Source organism: Micromonospora sp. NPDC049836 (genome assembly GCF_044465125.1).
Lineage (GTDB): Bacteria > Actinomycetota > Actinomycetes > Mycobacteriales > Micromonosporaceae > Micromonospora.
The window spans coordinates 50,867-67,797 of record NZ_JBITLH010000006.1 but is presented as its reverse complement, the minus strand read 5'-3'; the positions used below and the strand labels follow the sequence as shown (position 1 = coordinate 67,797).

20 protein-coding genes are annotated in these 16,931 nt (G+C 75.7%); 11 read left to right on the top strand and 9 right to left on the bottom strand.

Going from position 1 to position 16,931, the window contains the following annotated elements; translation table 11 throughout:
* Positions 1–54: 54 nt before the first annotated feature.
* A complete protein-coding gene (locus tag ACIBPB_RS17740; RefSeq protein ID WP_046563585.1) occupies positions 55–684 on the top strand; it encodes a hypothetical protein in 630 nt (209 codons plus the stop codon).
* A 183-nt stretch (positions 685–867) separates the two neighbouring features.
* Positions 868–1,260, top strand: a complete 393-nt coding sequence (locus tag ACIBPB_RS17735) for a hypothetical protein (protein WP_357317969.1) — start codon at positions 868–870, stop codon at positions 1,258–1,260.
* Positions 1,261–1,360: 100 nt separating this feature from the next.
* On the opposite strand, the gene ACIBPB_RS17730 is transcribed toward ACIBPB_RS17735, so the two are convergent.
* Both ACIBPB_RS17730 and ACIBPB_RS17725 read right to left on the bottom strand, forming a co-directional pair.
* Positions 1,361–1,564 (bottom strand): GTPase activator, encoded by a 204-nt coding sequence (locus tag ACIBPB_RS17730; RefSeq protein ID WP_396840661.1) that lies wholly within the window; start codon positions 1,562–1,564, stop codon positions 1,361–1,363.
* 60 nt (positions 1,565–1,624) lie between these two features.
* Complete coding sequence (locus tag ACIBPB_RS17725; RefSeq protein WP_396840660.1) at positions 1,625–2,515, bottom strand: DUF72 domain-containing protein; 891 nt, start codon at positions 2,513–2,515, stop codon at positions 1,625–1,627.
* Positions 2,516–2,633: 118 nt separating this feature from the next.
* Here ACIBPB_RS17725 and ACIBPB_RS17720 point away from each other — a divergent pair, with 118 nt between their 5' ends.
* The 3 genes from ACIBPB_RS17720 to ACIBPB_RS17710 all read left to right on the top strand — a co-directional run bounded on the left by ACIBPB_RS17720 (position 2,634) and on the right by ACIBPB_RS17710 (position 4,878).
* Complete coding sequence (locus ACIBPB_RS17720) at positions 2,634–3,140, top strand: DinB family protein (RefSeq protein ID WP_396840659.1); 507 nt, start codon at positions 2,634–2,636, stop codon at positions 3,138–3,140.
* 94 nt (positions 3,141–3,234) lie between these two features.
* A complete protein-coding gene (locus ACIBPB_RS17715; protein ID WP_396840658.1) occupies positions 3,235–3,987 on the top strand; it encodes a hypothetical protein in 753 nt (250 codons plus the stop codon).
* A 147-nt stretch (positions 3,988–4,134) separates the two neighbouring features.
* Positions 4,135–4,878 carry a Pr6Pr family membrane protein gene (locus ACIBPB_RS17710; RefSeq protein ID WP_396840657.1) on the top strand — a complete coding sequence of 248 codons (744 nt, stop codon included), beginning with the start codon at positions 4,135–4,137 and terminating at the stop codon, positions 4,876–4,878.
* Here the strand turns inward: ACIBPB_RS17710 and ACIBPB_RS17705 are convergent.
* Both ACIBPB_RS17705 and ACIBPB_RS17700 read right to left on the bottom strand, forming a co-directional pair.
* The gene (locus ACIBPB_RS17705; protein ID WP_396840656.1) at positions 4,865–6,970 is read right to left on the bottom strand and encodes a glycogen debranching N-terminal domain-containing protein; all 2,106 of its coding nucleotides are present in this window, start codon (positions 6,968–6,970) and stop codon (positions 4,865–4,867) included. The genes ACIBPB_RS17710 and ACIBPB_RS17705 overlap by 14 nt on opposite strands.
* Positions 6,967–7,338 (bottom strand): SCP2 sterol-binding domain-containing protein, encoded by a 372-nt coding sequence (locus ACIBPB_RS17700; RefSeq protein ID WP_396840655.1) that lies wholly within the window; start codon positions 7,336–7,338, stop codon positions 6,967–6,969. Before ACIBPB_RS17700 ends, ACIBPB_RS17705 begins: the two co-directional genes overlap by 4 nt.
* A gap of 108 nt (positions 7,339–7,446) precedes the next feature.
* On the opposite strand from ACIBPB_RS17700, the gene ACIBPB_RS17695 reads away from it, so the two are divergent.
* Positions 7,447–8,424 (top strand): glycoside hydrolase family 88 protein, encoded by a 978-nt coding sequence (locus ACIBPB_RS17695; RefSeq protein WP_396840654.1) that lies wholly within the window; start codon positions 7,447–7,449, stop codon positions 8,422–8,424.
* On the opposite strand, the gene ACIBPB_RS17690 is transcribed toward ACIBPB_RS17695, so the two are convergent.
* A complete protein-coding gene (locus ACIBPB_RS17690) occupies positions 8,408–8,917 on the bottom strand; it encodes a DinB family protein (RefSeq protein WP_396840653.1) in 510 nt (169 codons plus the stop codon). The two genes, ACIBPB_RS17695 and ACIBPB_RS17690, sit on opposite strands and share 17 nt — an antisense overlap.
* Before the next feature lie 82 nt (positions 8,918–8,999).
* Here ACIBPB_RS17690 and ACIBPB_RS17685 point away from each other — a divergent pair, with 82 nt between their 5' ends.
* Positions 9,000–9,515, top strand: a complete 516-nt coding sequence (locus ACIBPB_RS17685) for a 2'-5' RNA ligase family protein (protein ID WP_396840652.1) — start codon at positions 9,000–9,002, stop codon at positions 9,513–9,515.
* A gap of 29 nt (positions 9,516–9,544) precedes the next feature.
* On the opposite strand, the gene ACIBPB_RS17680 is transcribed toward ACIBPB_RS17685, so the two are convergent.
* On the bottom strand, positions 9,545–10,000 hold the full coding sequence (locus ACIBPB_RS17680; RefSeq protein ID WP_396840651.1) for a GNAT family N-acetyltransferase: 456 nt from the start codon (positions 9,998–10,000) through the stop codon (positions 9,545–9,547).
* 122 nt (positions 10,001–10,122) lie between these two features.
* On the opposite strand from ACIBPB_RS17680, the gene ACIBPB_RS17675 reads away from it, so the two are divergent.
* Together ACIBPB_RS17675 and ACIBPB_RS17670 are read left to right on the top strand one after the other, a co-directional pair.
* The gene (locus tag ACIBPB_RS17675) at positions 10,123–10,962 is read left to right on the top strand and encodes an MEDS domain-containing protein (RefSeq protein WP_396840650.1); all 840 of its coding nucleotides are present in this window, start codon (positions 10,123–10,125) and stop codon (positions 10,960–10,962) included.
* A complete protein-coding gene (locus ACIBPB_RS17670) occupies positions 10,959–11,921 on the top strand; it encodes an anti-sigma factor RsbA family regulatory protein (RefSeq protein WP_396840649.1) in 963 nt (320 codons plus the stop codon). The genes ACIBPB_RS17675 and ACIBPB_RS17670 overlap by 4 nt, the downstream gene beginning before the upstream one ends.
* Positions 11,922–11,926: 5 nt before the next feature.
* Here the strand turns inward: ACIBPB_RS17670 and ACIBPB_RS17665 are convergent, their stop codons facing one another.
* Genes ACIBPB_RS17665 through ACIBPB_RS17655 form a run of 3 tightly spaced genes read right to left on the bottom strand, consistent with a single transcriptional unit; the run spans position 11,927 to position 14,795 of the window.
* Positions 11,927–12,553 carry a lactate utilization protein C gene (locus ACIBPB_RS17665; protein WP_396840648.1) on the bottom strand — a complete coding sequence of 209 codons (627 nt, stop codon included), beginning with the start codon at positions 12,551–12,553 and terminating at the stop codon, positions 11,927–11,929.
* Positions 12,550–14,004 carry a lactate utilization protein B gene (locus ACIBPB_RS17660; protein WP_396840647.1) on the bottom strand — a complete coding sequence of 485 codons (1,455 nt, stop codon included), beginning with the start codon at positions 14,002–14,004 and terminating at the stop codon, positions 12,550–12,552. Before ACIBPB_RS17660 ends, ACIBPB_RS17665 begins: the two co-directional genes overlap by 4 nt.
* On the bottom strand, positions 14,001–14,795 hold the full coding sequence (locus ACIBPB_RS17655) for a (Fe-S)-binding protein (protein WP_396840646.1): 795 nt from the start codon (positions 14,793–14,795) through the stop codon (positions 14,001–14,003). The genes ACIBPB_RS17660 and ACIBPB_RS17655 overlap by 4 nt, the downstream gene beginning before the upstream one ends.
* Before the next feature lie 133 nt (positions 14,796–14,928).
* Between ACIBPB_RS17655 and ACIBPB_RS17650 the strand changes: the two genes are divergently transcribed.
* On the top strand, positions 14,929–16,383 hold the full coding sequence (locus ACIBPB_RS17650; protein WP_396840645.1) for a hypothetical protein: 1,455 nt from the start codon (positions 14,929–14,931) through the stop codon (positions 16,381–16,383).
* 160 nt (positions 16,384–16,543) lie between these two features.
* The gene (locus ACIBPB_RS17645; RefSeq protein WP_396840644.1) at positions 16,544–16,918 is read left to right on the top strand and encodes a hypothetical protein; all 375 of its coding nucleotides are present in this window, start codon (positions 16,544–16,546) and stop codon (positions 16,916–16,918) included.
* Positions 16,919–16,931: the final 13 nt, after the last annotated feature.

Below are 16,931 nucleotides of genomic sequence, written 5' to 3'. Positions count from 1 at the left end.
CTCCGCCGGAAGGTGGGTATGCGGCACCGCCCGAACACGGCAGAGGGGGATCAGATGTCCGAACGGCACACCGCGTTGCGCTCGATGCACGATCTGGGTCTGGCGGCCTGGTTCGGCGGCTCACTGATGGGCGCGCTCGGCGTCAACGGCGCAGCGGCACGAATCAACGACTCAACCCAGCGGCTGCCGGTCGCCTCGGCCGGCTGGGCGCGCTGGACTCCGGTCAACGCGGCGGCGATCGGCGCGCACCTGGCCGGCGCGGTCGGCGAGCTGGTGACCGAGAGCCCACGGGTGGCCAGCCAGGCCGGGGTGGCGAAGATGAGCACGATCAAGACGGCGCTGACCCTGGGCGCGCTGGCGGTGACCGGCTACAGCCGGTTGCTCGGCATGCGGCTGGAGAAGGCGGGCAGCCCGTCGGTCGAGGGGACCACCGAGCCCAACTACCAGACACCGTCCAACGTCGCCTCCTGCCAGCGGCAGATGAAGCTGCTCCAGTGGGCGGTCCCGGCGCTGACCGGCGCGCTGGTGGTGGTGTCGTCGTACATGGGCGAGCAGCAGAAGCCGGGACAGGTGTTCCGCGGCCTGCTCGGCCGGGCCGGCAATCTGGCGACCGCGCCGGCGGCGCTGGGCAAGATGGCCGGGATGGCCGCGACCAAGCGACCGATGGCCATGGCCGGCAAGTGACCCGTCGTGCGGCCGGCAGCCACCCCACGGGTGGGTGCCGGCCGCGCCCGCGTGCCCGCGGCCGGGCACCCCGCGTGCCTGGGTGCCGGCCGCGCCACGTCCCCCGGCCGGGCGCTCGACGGGCATGACCGGAGCCGGGGCGGGCAATCAGCGCGGCACGGAACCCAGCCAGGTGAGGTGGCCATGAGCAGCACGAACCGATCGGGTAGGGGTGAGGGGCGCGGGCCCGAGGCGGCCGCGCCGTGGGGCACCACGAACGGGTTCGACGCCGACCCGCCGTGGGGCGCCGACGAGGACGCCCCGATGGACGAGGGCAGCGAGGAGAGCGCGGTCCCGGAGGGCCGGCGGGGTGAACGCCGGGCGGCCGGTGCCGGGCCCGGCGGTCCGAAGGCCGGCCGGCACGGGTTCGGCCCGGTCGAGCCGACCCGGACGACCGAGGCCGGACCGGGCGCGCCGCCGGATCCGGCGCCGTCGGCACGGTCCTTCCCGGACGACAGCGCCGACGGGGACCTGGCCGACAACTCGCTGGAGGAGACCACCGGGATGCACCCGGAGGGGATCACCCGACGCGGCTGAGCGCCCGCCCCCGGCGGGCGCCGCCGCGTCGATCAGCCCGGCCCGGCCGCCCGGCGGGCCGGTGATCAGTCCACCCGCCCGGCCGGCGCCGCCGCGGCGGTCAGGAGCCGGTGCCGTCCTCTCCCGGCCGGCCCAACACCGACGGCTCGTTCTCCGGCACGGGCGGCTCGGCCACCGGATGTCCGGTGTCGTCCACCAGGCCGGGGGCCATGCTGCCGCCGTGCGCCTCCTCGGCCTCCCGGGTCGCCCGGGGGTCCCGGTCGTCCCGCGCCGTGGCGCTGCCGTCGTCCCGCCGCTCGTCCACGTGTCCCCCTCGCTGTCGGTCCTCGGCACCGCCGGTACCCGGCGCCGGTCCCCGGAAACCTCAGGCCGGCGCGGCGGCCGTGCCGACCCCGAGCAGGCCGGCCAGCCGGGCGGCGTCGCGCTGGGCCTGGCCGTCGCAGCAGTTGTTCATCAGCACGTGCAGCTCGGCGCACTGCTCGGCCAGTTCGCGCAGCAGCACCGCCCAGCGGGCCAGTTCCCGCGCGCCGTAGGCGTAGCGGAACTTCTCCTGCTTGTCGCCGCTCTCCCAGGCGGCGCTGTGGCCGTGGAACCGGACCACCGCGAGGTCGGCGGTGGCGGTGAGGATCGGCGGCACCGACGACGGGTGCCCCTGCGGCATGTCCACGCAGACGTAGCCGAGGCCGTGCTCGCGCAGGAAGGTCACCGTGTCGACCACCGCCTCGTCGCTGAACCAGGAGGAGTGGCGCAGCTCGACGCCGACCCGCCAGGGCCGGCACCGCCGGGCGGCCGCCAGGATCCGCTGCTTGGCGGCCTCCCCGCGGGTCAGCCAGGGCGGGAACTGGAGCAGCACGGCGCCGAGCCGGTCGGCCGCCGCGAGCGGCGCCAGCGCCGCGTGGAACCGGTCCCACAACTCGTCGTACGCCCCGGCGGGCAGGTCGCGCCAGCGGATCCGGCTCGGGCCGCCGGCCGGTCGCAGCTCGCGGGGCAGCGCCGCGACCGGGGTGTGGTGGCCGGTGAAGAGGCGGAACGCCTTGACGTCGAAGGTGAAGCCGTCCGGGGTGGCCGCGGCCCAGCCCTCGGCGGTCTCCGGCGTCGGGATCGCGTAGTAGCTGGTGTCCACCTCCACCAGTCCGAACCGCTCGGCGTAGAAGCCGAGGCGACCGGCCGGGCTGTTGACGCCGCGCGGATACCAGCCGGAGCGGACCAGCGTCTGGTCGGCCCAGGAGGACGTGCCCACCTTGATGACACCCATGTAATTCAGTGCACCGCCATCCGGCGGGATCGGCAACCGGAGCCGTCCGGTGTGGAGCGCGGGATTGTCGGGGGGCGGCCGTACGGTGGCCGTGGTTCTCGAGCGAAAGGCGGGCGGCATGAGCGTCTCCGACCAGGTCCTCACCGGCGAGCGGGCGGATCTGCTGGCCACCCTGCGGCGGCACCGCGGTTTCCTGCGGCACACCGTGCGCGGGCTGACCGACAACCAGGCGGCGGCCCGGAGCACGGCCAGCGAGCTGTGCCTCGGCGGCCTGATCAAGCACGTGGCGAGCACCGAGCACCGGTGGATGCGCTTCGCCGAGGGTGGCGCCGAGGCGATGCAGCGCGAGCCGATCGACTGGGCGGCCCAGTTCCGGATGGTCGACGGCGAGACGCTCGCCGGGCTGCTCGCCGAGTTCGACCGGGTGGCCGAGGCGACCGACGCGCTGATCGCCACCCTCGACCTCGACGCCGCCCACCCGCTGCCGCAGGCGCCCTGGTTCGAGCCGGGGGCGAGCTGGACGGTGCGCCGGGTGTTGCTGCACCTCATCGCCGAGACGGCGCAGCACGCCGGGCACGCCGACATCATCCGGGAGTCGATCGACGGGGCGAAGACGATGGGCTGAGCCGGTCGCCGGTGATCGATCACACCGGCTGACGGTGGGCGCGGGACGGGTCCGGTGTGACGCCAGCAGCGGCGGCGGCGCTGAGGGACACGAGATGAACGCCCACCGCATGGACCAGGAGACCGTCGAGCGACTGCTCGTCGGTCCGGTCAGTGATCCGCAGGACGGCACCGAGGTGCTGGTCCGGCTCCTGGCCGCCGTCCGCGCCGCTCCGCACCCGCACGAGTTCGGCGGCGAGGCGGCCGCTCTCCAGGCGTTCCGGGCGGCCCGGGCCGGCACCGCGGCGCTGCCGACCGCCCGCCCGGGGCGCCGCCGTCCCCGCCTGCTCGGGGCGCGGCTCGCCCTGGCCGGCCTGCTCGCCGCCGGCAGCGGCGGGGTGGCGCTGGCTGCCGCCACGGGCACCCTGCCGGGCCTGCCCGGCCGCGTCGAGCCCAGCGTGGCGCCCCGCGTCAGCGGAGCCGGCGGCCCTGACTCGCCGGCGCCGAGCCGGGACCCCTCCCCCACCCCGGCCGGCCGCCCGACCGGCAGCCCCGACCGCCCGGCCGCCGCGCTGACCGGTCAATGCACGGCGTACCTTGCCGCGCCGGCCGCGGACCGGCGGCGGGTGCTGGGCACCCCGCCCTTCGCCGACCTGGTCGCCGCCGCCGGTGGGCCGGACCGGGTCGACGACTACTGCGACCGGCTGGTCGACCGGCCGCCGACGCCGACCGGCGACCCGTCGAAGCGGCCGCCGACCGCCCGCCCGCAGCACACCCGGACCGTGCCGGCCGTTCCCGCCACCCCACCCGTCCGGCCGGACGAGCCGACGGCGAAGCGCCCCGCCACGGTCGGTCCGCCCCAACGGTGACCCGGCCGTCCCGGCCGCGATCCGCCGTCCGACCCGACGAGCCGACGGCGAAGCGCCCCGCCACGGTCGGTCCGCCCCAACGCTGACCCGGCCGTGCTCCGCCGCTCGGCCGGCGGCCGGGCGGGTGGCGGTTGATAGCTTGCCCCGATGACTGTGCGGCGTCGCCGGATGGCGATCCTCCTCCGCCTGGCCGTCGTGCTCGGCGTGCTGGCCGGCATCGTGCTGACCGCGCTCGGCCCGGCCACGCTGACCGGCCTGCTGCCCTACTTCACCATCCAGAGCAACCTGGCCGTCGGCGTCTTCGCCGGCTACGCCGCCGTTCGGGCCGGGCGGGACCGGCCGGAGCCGCCGCCCGCGCTCAAGGGCGCGGTCACCCTCTACATCACCATCACCGGCACGGTGTACCACCTGGTGCTGGCCAATCCGGCCAGCCCGTTCGCGATGGTCCAGCCGGACCGGACCCCGGGCGAGTGGTGGGGCAACCAGTTCCTGCACACGATCGTGCCGCTGCTGGCGGTCGCCGACTGGGCCCTGGTCGACCGCCGGGGCCGGCTCCGCCCCCGGTACGCGGCCTGGTGGCTGGCGTTCCCGGTGGCGTACCTCGGGTTCGCCCTGGTGCGCGGCCTGCTCGTGCACCGCTACCCGTACCCGTTCCTCGACGCAGGGCAACTCGGCTACGCCGGCGTGGGGTTCAGCGCGCTCTTCTTCGCGTTCGCGTTCTGGCTGCTCGGGCTCCTCTTCGTCGGGGCGGACCACGTCCTGGCGCGGCGCCCCCGACCCACCCCGGTCGGAACGGCCGAGCCCGGTCCGGCCGGCGGCGGCCCGGCCGGGTCGGACGGCGCCGGCGAGCCGGTGGGTGACGGTGCGGGTCGAACGCCTACCAGGCGGTGACCCGGTGCGGCTGTCCCGGCCCGGACCGCCCGCCCCGTAGGCGCGGCCCGGCCCGGCCCGGGGGCCGCTCCCGGCCGAACGAGTCCGCGCGACCCCAGCGCCCCGGCACGTCGGTCAGTTCGATCCGCCCGTACCCGACCGGGATCTCCGGCTTCACCAGCAGGTTGTCCCCGCAGGGGCGCAGCCCGAGCATGGTGGCGAGCAGCATCAGCAGCGCCCCCGAGGCCCACGACTGCGGTCGGCCGGCGGCCGGGAGCTGGACCGGGTACTTGGTGACCTCGCGCGGGTAGCCGGCGATCACCTCCGGCACCGAGCCGCCCAGGGTCTCCACCACGGCGAACATGCCGGCGGCGATCCGGGCCGCCTCCGCGTCGTGACCGTAGCGGCGCAGGCCGGCCGCGATCAGCGCGTTGTCCGACGGCCAGACCGCGCCCAGGTGCGGGCCGACCGGGTTGTACGGCCGCTGCCCGGTGGCGTACGTGCGGACCCCCCAGCCGGTGAAGAGTTCCGGGCCGGACAGGTGCGTGGCGAGGGCGACCGAGCGCTCCGGGTCGACGATCCCGCTGTAGAGCAGGTGGCCCAGGTTCGAGGTGAGCGCGTCGACCGGCTCGCCGTCCGGGGTCAGCGCCAGCGCGTAGTACTCCCGCCCGGGCAGCCAGAAGTCGCGGTTGAACCGGTCCCGCAGCCGCGCCGCGTCCGCCTCCAGGCGGTCGGCGTACGCCGGGTCGTCCCAGAACTCGCGGGCCATCCGGGCGCCGCGCATCTTCGCGTCGTACGCGTACCCCTGCAGCTCACAGGTGGCCCGGGGAAAGGGCGGCTGGCGGCCGTGCCGGTCACTGACGGCGTCGGGTGAGTTCCGCCAGGTCTGGTTGACCACCCCGTTGCGGTCGTTGCGCGTCTGGTAGCGCAGGTAGCCGTCGCCGCACAGGTCGCCGTACTCGTCCAGCCAGTCCAGCGCCATCCGGGCCGGGTGGCGCAGCTGCCGGACCAGGTCGCCGTCGCCGGTCCACCGCTCGTACTCGTCGAGCAGCACCACGAAGAGCGGGGTGGTGTCGGCCGCGGCGTAGGAGATCGCGGTGGGCTGCTCGCCGAACGCGGCCGCCTCGCCGTAGCGCAGCTCGGCGAGGATCTTGCCGGGTTCCTCGTCGTGGTAGTCGTCGAGCTGCCCGCCCTGCACCGAGGCGAGCAGGTGCAGGGTGGCCGGGGTCAGCTCGGGGGTGAACGGCAGGGTCTGCAGGCAGGTGAGCATGGCGTCGCGGCCGTAGAGGGCCATCGCCCAGGGCATGCCACCCACCGGCACCGGCTCGCGGTAGGTCAGCGGCACGTACCGCAGCGCGGCCAGGTCGGTCAGCGCCTGCCGGTACGCCAACTCCAGGGACTGGCGGTCGGCGACCAGTCGCGGCGCGGCGTCCAGCCAGCGCTTCAGCTCGCTGTTCATGGTGTGGTGGACGTGCTCCCGGTGGGACTGGAGGCTGGCCCGCAGGTCCCGCCCGCCGGCCCCGTGGATGATCGTGGCGACCACCAGATCGGTGTGCCACTCCCCGTTCGGCGCGAGCCGGATCCGGAAGGTCATCCCCTGCTCGTCGACGGCCACCGGCTCGGTGCTGGTGACCAGGGTTTCCCGGATGAACTCGTCCCGCTGGTGGCGCAGGCGCAGCTGCCGGCGGTTCGAGTCGGCGACGACCACCGGCCGGCGCGGGGCCGGGCGCAGGATCTCGGAGGTGTCGGCGAAGTCGCTGCCGATCTCCAGCCGGACGGTGTACTCGGCCGGTTGGACGGAGTGGTTGAGCACGGTGATCCGCTCGTGGAAGCTCTCGTCGAGGGACCGGTGCCGGATCACCGAGACGTCCGAGTCGACGTAGTGGCTGGCGGTGCCGGGGACCAGCACGAACCGGGTCTCGAAGTAGGCCAGCTCGTCGCGGGACAGGGCGTGCAGCCGCTCCCCGTCGACGCTGAGCACCCAGTGGGACAGGAACCGGGTGTCGAAGGAGAAGAGGCCGATCGGGGCGTACGGGTCGACCTCCATGTCGCCCTGCGAGTCGCTGAGCGCGAACGAGTTGCCGGACAGGACGTGCACCAGTCGCTGCCTCATCGCGACCCGCCCCGGGCGACGTCGCGGGGGTGCCGGGCCTCGGGCGGCCCGGGAAAGATCCGGCGCAGGGTCATCAGCAGCTCCATGTCGCCCTCCACGGTGAGGTCGTTGCGCAGCAGCGCCGCGGCCACGTGCTCGCGGCCCTGCGCGATCCGGTCGAAGACCTCCCGGTCGGCCCGGATGACCAGGTCGGCCACGTCGAAGCTGCGGCTCACCCGCACCTCCTGCCGGTCGATGGTGAGGTGCCAGTGCTCGGTGCTGCCGCCGTCGCGCAGGTCGAGGCGGAGCGTGCCGCAGATGTAGTCCGCCAGGTCCGGGTGCCGGCCGGCCACCCGGTGGTTCAGGTAGTCCGCCGCCGCGTCGCCCATCGGTGCCTCCCCCGTCCGGTCGTCCCCGCAGGGTCCCCGGGCGCGGGGTGAGTCCAACTCACCCGCTCCGGGTGAGCGGAGCGTGCCCGGGTGGGGTATGCCGGAGCCATGCGGATCCCGACCGACGCCACCACCGAGCGGGTGCTCGGCGCCCTGCTCGCCATGCAGCGCCAGTCCTGGGAGCAGGGGGTGACCGGGCAGGCCCTGCTGGACCTCGGCCGCGGTGAGCTGGCCGTGCTGGTCGCCGACGCCGCGGTGACCCGGCAGCACCCGGACGGGCGGCTCGGCGACGTCTCCGGCGAGGCGGGCGCGGTCAACGGCGCCGCCTGCGGCGAGGTGGTCCGGTACGCGGCCGGGGCCGACGGGGACCCGCGCTTCGCCGCCGCCCTCGACGCGCAGCTCGACTGGCTGGTGGCCCGGGCTCCCCGGGCCGCCGACGGGACCCTGTTCCACCTGCTCGACAGCCGTCAGGTCTGGGCCGACACGGTGTACATGGTGGTGCCGCTGCTGGCCCTGTGCGGCCGGACCGACCTGGCCGCCGCACAGGTGGCCGGGCACCGCCGCCGGCTGTACGACGCGCGCAGCGGCCTGTACGCGGCCCGCTGGGACGAGGACCGGGGCGCGCTGGACCGGCCGGAGCACTGGGGCACCGGCAACGGCTGGGTGGTCGCCGGGATCGCCCGGGCGCTGCGGCTGGCGCCGGGGTGGCCGGCGGGGCTCCGCGACGAGCTGGCCGGGCACGCGGCGGCGGTGCTCACGGCCTGCCTGGCACACCGGGGCGCGGACGGGCTCTTCTCCGACGTGCTGGACGATCCGGGCACGTTCCGCGAGGCGAACACCGCGCAGTTGCTGGCGTACGCGGCGCTGACCGGGGTGGCCGACGGCTGGCTGCCGGCGTCGTGGCGGGACACCGGCGCGCGGCTGCTGGCGGCGGCGGCCCGGCGGGTCGACCGGTACGGGCGGGTGACCGGGGTGAGCGGTGCGCCCGATTTCGCCCGGCCGGGCACCTCCCCGGAGGCGCAGGCGTGCCATCTGCTCGCCCGCGCCGCGCTGGCCCGGGCGGCGGCGGTCAGCCCCGCAGGATGAGCCCGCGCACGTACGCGGCCTGGCCGACGTGTTGCAGGTCGTCGTCGAGCACGCTGACCAGCCGCACGCCGAGGGTGACCGGGGGGTCCCAGGTCTCGTCCACCACCCGGTCGAGGTCGGCCGCCGACAGCCCGCGCAGGTACGCCAGGGTGCGGTCCACCACCGCCCGGTGGTAGTCGATCAGCACCTGCCCGTTCTCCGGCCGGACCGCGGCGATCTGCGCAGGGCCGTGCCCGAACCCGGTGTCGTCCGGGTCGGCGCTCAGGCCGAACCGGCTCGCCCGGTCGCCGCCGAGCCAGACCTGCTCGTCGCCGTGCAGGTCGGACAGGTGGTTGTCCTGGATCCGGGTCAGGTGCCAGACCAGCCAGCCCACCGGGTTGGACCCGGCCCCCGGCGCCTGGCGCAGCTGCTCCGGGCTCAGCCCCTCCACCGCCGCCGCCACCAGGTCGGGCAGCCGGCCGTACGCCTCGGTCAGCAGGTCGCTCGCGTCCACAGCTCCACGCTCCTCCACCCTCGGGGTCACCCGGCGCTGTACCGCCAACCGAACTGACCAAACCTCACCCTAGGCTGATCATGTGGTCGCGGCACTGGAGCTGTATCTGGACACCGACGCCACCCGGCGGATCCGGGTGCTCTGGGACGCGTTGGAGGCCGAGGGCGTGCAGAGCATGCGGTCGCTGCTGGAGCAGCGGCACCGCCCGCACGTGTCGCTGGCGGTGGCGCCCCGCTTCGATCCGGACCGGGTCGCCGAGGCGCTCGCCGGGACGGTGGTGGCGGCGCCGCTGCGGCTGGAGTTCCAGCACGCCGGCCAGTTCGTCGGCCGGGTGCTCTGGCTCGGTCCGGCGGTCACCACCGACCTGCTCGCGCACCACGCCCGGGTGCACCACCGGCTGGCCCGGGCCGGCATCGAGCTGGCGGAGCACTACCAGCCCGGGCGCTGGGTGCCGCACTGCACGCTGTCGATGCGGGTGCCGAACGCGCTGATGGCCGCCGCGGTGCGGCGCTGCCTGGAGATGCTTCCGCTGACCGCCACGGTGGTCGGCGCGGCGATCACCGACCACGCCCGGGGCATCTCCCGCCCGCTGCCCTGAGCCGCGGCACGGACGGCGACCGGCGCGGGTCAGCGCGGCCCGAGATCGACGACAAAGGTCGGGTAGTCCGGTTGCGGGCAGGGGTCGCCACGGTGGCCCAGGCGCTCGTAGAAGGGCGCCGCCCGCTCCCGGTGGGCCTGCCATTCCAGGTGGCGGCACCGGGCGGTCGCCCAGCGGGACACGGCCCCGAACAGGGCCCGACCCACCCCGTGCCGGCGCCGCTCCGGGTCGACGTAGAGGTCGTGCAGGCGGGCGGTGCGATGGGTGTCGCCGGAGCGCAGGTGCGGGCCGAGGTCCTGGGCGGCGGCGTACCCGGCGAGCCGGTCGGCGTGCATTGCCCCGAGCAGCGCCCAGCGGGGGTCGGCGAGCAGGCGCGCGAAGCGCTCCCGGTGGGCCTCGGCCGGCTCGTCGCCGACCCCCATGTCGCGCAGCATCGGCCAGAGGGCCGGCCAGTCCGCGGCGGTCAGCGCCCGTACGCTCGTCACGCGGGCCACGATGCCGCGCGGGCCGATCGTGGGCCACCGATTTCCGGCCGCGGGGCGCGGCGGACCGCCTCGACTGGCCGGTCCGCCGGATGTGCATAGACTGGCCGCATGGGGCAGCTCAGGTGACCGGCGCGGGCGCGCCGACCACGGCGTACGGTCATGTCTGCCTGGCCTTCCACGACCCGGCGGCGCTCGACGCCCGTGCGGTGCCGTTCCTCGCCGCCGGGCTGGCCGCCGGCGAACGGGTCGGGCTGATCGCCGCCGGCAGCCGCGACGAGCTGGCCCGCCGGCTGACGGCCCTGCCCGGCCTCGACGACGGGCTGCGCCGGGGTGCCGTCCAGCTCATGTCGGTGCAGGAGATGTACCGTTCCGACGCGATCGTCGACCCGGACGCCCAGGTCCGGGCGTACGCGGCGGCCACGGATGAGGCGCTGGCCGCGGGTCACACCGGGCTGCGGGTGGTGGCCGACGCGACGCCGCTGGTCCGCACCGCCGCGCAGCGGGTCGCCTTCGCCCGCTACGAGCACCTCATCGACCGTTTCATGCGGCACCGGCCGATGTCGGCGATCTGCGCGTACGACCGGCGGGTGCTGGGCGACGCGGCGATCGACGAGCTGGCCTGCCTGCACCCGGAAAGCAACACCGGGGTGCTGTTCCACCTGCACGCCTTGGCCGGCAAGGAGCCGGTGGCGCTGCGCGGTGAGCTGGACCCGTCCAACCATGAGCAGTTCGCCGCCGCGCTGGACCGGGTCGACCCCCGCCCGGTCGACGGGCGGCTCCTGCTGGACGCGACCGGCCTGCGGTTCGTCGACCACCGGAGCCTGCTGCACCTGCGCGACCACGCTCGCCGGCACGGCGCAACGGCCGTGCTGCGTACCTCCCGGGCGGGCACCGCCCGGCTGGTGAAGCTGTTGGAGCTCGCGGAGATCGAGGTCGAGGTCGGGGTCGGGGTCGCGCGATGAGGACCGGTGCCGCCGCGGGCCACGTCGGCTACTTCCACGAGGCCGTGCTCTACGACTCCGACGAGCATCTGCTCGCCGTGGTGCTGCCGTTCCTGCTGGGCGGCGTCGCGGCCGGCGAGCCGGCCATCGTGGGTTTCGGCGAGCGCAACGCCGACCTGGTCCGCCGGGCGCTGCCCGCCGGCACCGAGGTCACCTTCCTGCCGGGCGGGGACGTCTACGCCCGCCCGACCAGCGCGATCCGCTCCTACCGCAAGCTGCTGGCCGGGTACGTGGCGCAGGGCGTGGGACAGATCCGCATCGTCGGCGAGCTGCCGCCGGTCGTGTTCGGCGCCACCTGGGACTGGTGGGCCCGCTACGAGTCGGCCATCAACCACGCCTACGACGACTTCCCGCTCTGGAGCATGTGCGCGTACGACACCCGTCGCACGCCGCCGCCGGTGCTCTCGGACGTGGCACGCACCCATCCCCGGGTGGCCCGGCCGGACGGCAGCCACCCGCCGTCTCCCACCTACACCCCGCCGGAGAGCTACCTGACCGAGCCGCGGCCGATGCCGGTCGACCCGGTGCAGCGGACGGCTCCGCTGGTCGAGCTGACCGACCCGAGCCCGGCGCAGGCCCGCGCCGCCGTGCAGGCCGCCGACCGGGGCCAGCTGCGGCCGGAGGTCGTCGAGGACCTGCTGGTGGCGGTCAGCGAGATGGTGACCAACGCGCTGCGGCACGGCGCCGCCCCGGCGCGGCTGCGGTTGTGGAGCGCACCGGACCGGATCGTGGTGACCGTGCACGACCGGGGCGAGGGCCCCAAGGACCCGTACGCGGGCCTGCTGCCGGCCGGCGACGGCAGCGCCGGCGGTCTCGGGTTGTGGATCAGCCACCAGGCCTGCGACCACGTGACGCTGCACCGCGACACCGACGGCTTCACGGTCCGGTTGACCGCCGGGAACCCGCACGTCGCGGTCTGACCGGGTCAGCCGTTGGTGAGCACGACGTGCAGCCGGCGCGGCCCGTGCACGCCCTCCACCCGGTTCAGCTCGATGTCGCTGGTGGCCGAGGGTCCGCTGATCCAGGTGAGCGGCCGGTCCGGGGTGAGCCGGGCCAGCGCCTCGGGCACGCCGGCGACGACCTGCTCGGGGCGGACCACGCAGACGTGCAGGTCGGGCAGGAGGCTGATGGCCCGCCGGCCCTGGTCGGCGCCGGCGTCGAGGATGATCGTGCCGGTTTCGGCGACGGCGATCGCCGCGGCGGTGACCACCGCGTCCAGCCCGGCCAGCCGGGTGGCGGGCAGGCCCTCGTCGACCAGGACCTCGACCGTCCCGGGCCGCCACTGCGCGGGCAGCCCCGCCGGCACCACCACGGTCCGCGCCCCGGCGGCGGCGAGGATGCCGGTGACCGCCTCCGCGACGCCGGCCGCGGCCACCCGGTGCACCTCGGCCCGGTAGTCGGTGAGCCGGCCGGCGAGCCGGTCGAGCAGGTCGGGGTGCCCCGGCGGCCGGTCGCCCCGCTCGCGGGGCGCGGGACCCGGCTCGGGCACGGTCGGCGGTGCCCCGGCCAGCGCCGCGCGGAGCCGGGCGAGGACCACCTCGCGCCCGTTCACGACCCGCTCCGGTGTTCGGCCCACCATTGCCGGAAGGTCTGCGGGGGTGCCGCCGGCACGTCCCGGCTCGCGGTCCAGCCGTTCAGCGGTGGGGGCAGCGCGCGGCCGGCGAGCCGGCCCAGCCCCGCGGCGCGCTGCGCGGCCGCGTACAGCGCCGGGTGGTCCATCGTGTACGCGGCCGCGGCCATCGCCGCCGCCTCGGTGCGCGGGTGCGGCGCCCGCGCCCGCAGGTGCACCAGGATGGACGGGATGTCGATCATCACGGGGCAGGCGTCGTAGCAGGCCCCGCAGAGCGAGGACGCGTACGGCAGCGAGGCGTTGTCGGCCACCCCGGTCAGCTGCGGGGAGAGCACCGCGCCGATCGGTCCCGGGTAGACCGACCCGTAGGCGTGCCCGCCGGTGCGCTCGTACACGGGGCAGACGTTGAGGCAGGCCGAGCAGCGGATGCAGTGCAGCGCCTGCCGCCCGACCTCGTCGGCGAGCACCGCGCTGCGGCCGTTGTCGAGCAGCACCAGGTGCACCTGTTGCGGCCCGTCGCCGGGGGTGACCCCGGTCCAGAGCGAGGTGTAGGGGTTCATCCGCTCCCCGGTGGACGCCCGGGGCAGCAGTTGCAGGAAGACCCCGAGGTCGGCCCAGGTGGGGATGACCTTCTCGATGCCCATCACGGTGATCAGGGTCTCCGGCAGGGTCAGGCACATCCGGCCGTTCCCCTCGGACTCGACCACCGCGAGGGTGCCGGTCTCGGCGACGGCGAAGTTCGCCCCGGACACGGCCACCCGGGTGGCGAGGAAGGTCTGCCGCAGGTGCCGGCGCGCGGCGGCGGCCAGGACCGCCGGCTCGTCGGTGAGCGCCGGGTCGACGCCCGGCATCGCGCGCAGGAAGATCTCCCGGATCTCGGCCCGGTTGCGGTGGATCGCCGGCACCAGGATGTGACTGGGCCGGTCGTCGCCGAGCTGGACGATCAGCTCGGCCAGGTCGGTCTCGACCGGCTCGATGCCGGCCGCTTCCAGGGCCTCGTTGAGGCCGATCTCCTGGGTGGCCATCGACTTGACCTTCATCACCCGGTCGGCGCCGGTGGCCTGGACCAGCTCGGTGACGATCCGGTTCGCCTCGACCGCGTCGGTGGCCCAGTGCACGGTCCCGCCGGCCGCGGTGACCGCCGCCTCGAGTTGTTCCAGCAGCTCCGGCAGGCGGGCCATGGTGTCGGCCTTGATCGCCCGGCCGGCCGCCCGCAGCGCCGGCCAGTCCGGCACCTCGTCGATGACCGCCGCCGACTTGGCGCGGATCGTGCCGGTGGCGTGGCGCAGGTTGCGCCGCAGCTGGGCGTCGGCGAGCGCCCGGCGGGCGGCGGCCGGGAAGGGCTCCGTCCCGCGCAGGTTGCCGACGCCGGGCGGGGCGGTGGCCGGCATGCCGAGGAAGGTGGTCCGGCCGGCTCTGCCGCGGGCGCTCATCGGGCCACCGCCGCGGGGTCCGGGCCGGTCCGTTCCCGGCCGCCGCCGGGAGGGTCGGCGTCGGCCTCGGTGGCGGCCAGGATCTCCGCCAGGTGCACGGTCCGCACGCCCGCCCGCAGCCGGGACAGCCCACCGCCGATGTGCATGAGGCAGGAGGCGTCCCCGGCGGTGCACACGTCGGCCCGGGTGGCCAGCACGTGGCGCATCTTGTCGGCCAGCATGGCCGTGGAGGTGTCCGCGTTCTTCACCGCGAAGGTGCCGCCGAAGCCGCAGCACTGCTCGGCCTGCGGCAGCTCCACCAGGTCCAGGCCGCGCACCGCGCGCAGCAGGCGCAGCGGCCGGTCCCCCACCCGCAGCAGGCGCAGCGAGTGGCAGGTCGGGTGGTACGTCACCCGGTGCGGGTAGTAGGCGCCCACGTCGGTCACCCCGAGCACGTCGACCAGCAGCTCGGACAGCTCGTAGGTGCGCCGCCCGACCTCCGCCGCCCGGCCGGCCAGCGCGTCGTCGCCGGCGCGGCGGGCCACCATCGCGTGCTGGTGGCGCACCGACCCGACGCAGGAGCCGGACGGCACCACCACCACGTCGTACGGGGCGAAGACCCGCACGTGCCGCCGGACCAGCCGCACCGCGTCGTCCGGGTAGCCGGTGTTGACGTGCATCTGCCCGCAGCAGGTCTGGTCGGTGGGGAAGACCACCTGGTGGCCGAGGCGCTCCAGCAGCCGTACCGTCGCCTTGGCCGCTTCGGGGAACAGCGTGTCGGCGAGGCAGGTGACGAACAGGGCGATTCGCATGTCCAGCCCTCCCGGCTCGGTCCGGCGGCGTCGAGTGGGCGGGGCGGGGCGGGACCCGCGCGCCGACGACGGTACCGTTGCGCCTCATCATGCCCCGCCGGCCTGACGCTGGCGAACCCACGGAGGATGGCGAATGTCCAACGGCGAGGAACCGTTCGCACCCCACGACGACGGGTCCGGGCGGCCCAGGTTCGAGACGACGTTGCGCGGCTACGACAAGCGCCAGGTCGACCGGTACGTCGAGCGGCTCGACGGCGAGCTGGCCGGGCTGGCGGCCGATAGGGACCGGGCGTACGCGCAGGCGCGGGAGCTGGCCACGCAGGTGCAGCGGGCCCACGCCGAGGCGGCCGAGCTGCGGCAGCGGCCGACGGCGGTGGACCGGGCGTCGTTCCGGGACCTCGGCCCGATGGTGGACCAGATTCTCGACCTGGCCGAGAAGCAGGCCGGCCAGATCAGCGAGGCCGCCGCGAAGCGGGCCGCCGACCTCCAGGCCCAGGCGGAGAAGGTGCTGGCCGCGGCGGAGGAGGAGGCCGCCCGGGAGCTGCGGGCGCTGGAGGAGGAGCTGACCACCCGCCGCGCCGAGCAGGAGAAGGCGGACGAGGAGCGGCGGGCCGTCGCGCAGGCGGAGCTGACCGCGGTCCGGGAGCTGGCGGAGAAGCTGCGGTCGGAGGGGCAGGCCGCCCACGACCGGGCGCACCAGGAGGCGAAGCGGATCGCCGAGCAGACCACCCAGCAGGTGGAGCAGGCCCGCTCGGCGTCCGAGGCGCTGGTGAAGGCGGCCCGCACCCAGATCCAGCAGGAGGTGCAGGCGAACCGGAGCAAGGCCCAGCAGGAGCTGGCCCAGTGGCAGGCCACCATGGCCCGCGAGCTGGACGAACGGCGGGCCGCCGCGGAGCAGGAGCTGGCCGACCGGGCCAGCGCCGCCGAGCGGGACATCGCCGCGCTGGTCGCCGAGGCCCAGCAGTACGCCACCGAGGTGCGCGAGCGGGCCGACGAGGAGAACGCCGCCCACCAGGAGCAGCTCGCCGCCGTGCAGCAGGAGCTCCAGCAGCGGCAGGACGCCCTGGCGGAGCTGCGGGCCGAGCTGGACACGGTCGCCGGGGAGCTGGAGCAGACCCGGCAGGAGATCACGGCGGTCGAGCAGCAGGGCGCCGACCTGGAGGAACGCCTCGTCGAGGTGCGCCGCGACCTGGCCGTGGAGACCCGCCGGCTGGACGAGGCCCGGCGGGCGGCGGACCTGGCCGAGCAGCACGCCAAGGAGACCCGGGCCCGGGTGCAGCGGGAGGCGAAGCGGGTGGCCGACCTGGCCGCGGCGGCGGTCATGGCGGCGGCCGCGGGTGGCGGGGAGACGGCCGAGTACCCGCAGGTGAGCGCCCGCCTGGTGGCCGAGCCCGCCGGTCCGGCCCCGGTGGACCAGCCGGCGGCCGAGCAGTCGGGCGCCGACGAACGCGCCGAGCGGCCGGCGCTGGACGGTCCGAGCTTCAACGCGTTCGCGGTGCGTACCCCGGCGCCGCGCAGCGCCCCCGAGGCGGACGCCACCGGGGCGGCGGCCGCCGACCCCGACGCCGGGGTTCCGGCCAACGCCTGAGCCGGCGGCTCCCGGCCGGCGTCCCCGGAGACGCCGGTCAGGAGCCGGCCGGACGCCGCTCAGGAGCCACCCGGCCCCCGGCCCCTTGCCCCCGCATGTTGAAGCATGCAAATATTCTGATCACTTTTCGTGTGCTTCCGACTTCGGGGGGTTGATCAAGATGCGGAAGGTTTCCTCGATCGCCGCGGCGGTCACACTGGCCGCCGGGTGCACCGGCGTCGCGGTGGTCACCGGGGCGGCGCCGGCGAGCGCGAGCTGCAGTCACGCCCACAGCAACATCGACACGGCGTACGGCCAGCTCTTCAACGGCAGCAACGTCAACATCCGCTCCGGACCGCACACCACCTGCGCGTCGGCGGGCTACGGGCAGCTCAGCCACAACGTGGACTTCCACTGCTACGGCAGCGGCGACCGGGTCACCGCGAACGGCCACACCACCTACACCTGGACCTACCTCCGGGACACCACGACCGGGGTGTCCGGCTGGGTCGCCGACGCCCTGCTGGACGGCCTGGGCAGCGGCATCGCCTGCTGACCGCCCCCACACG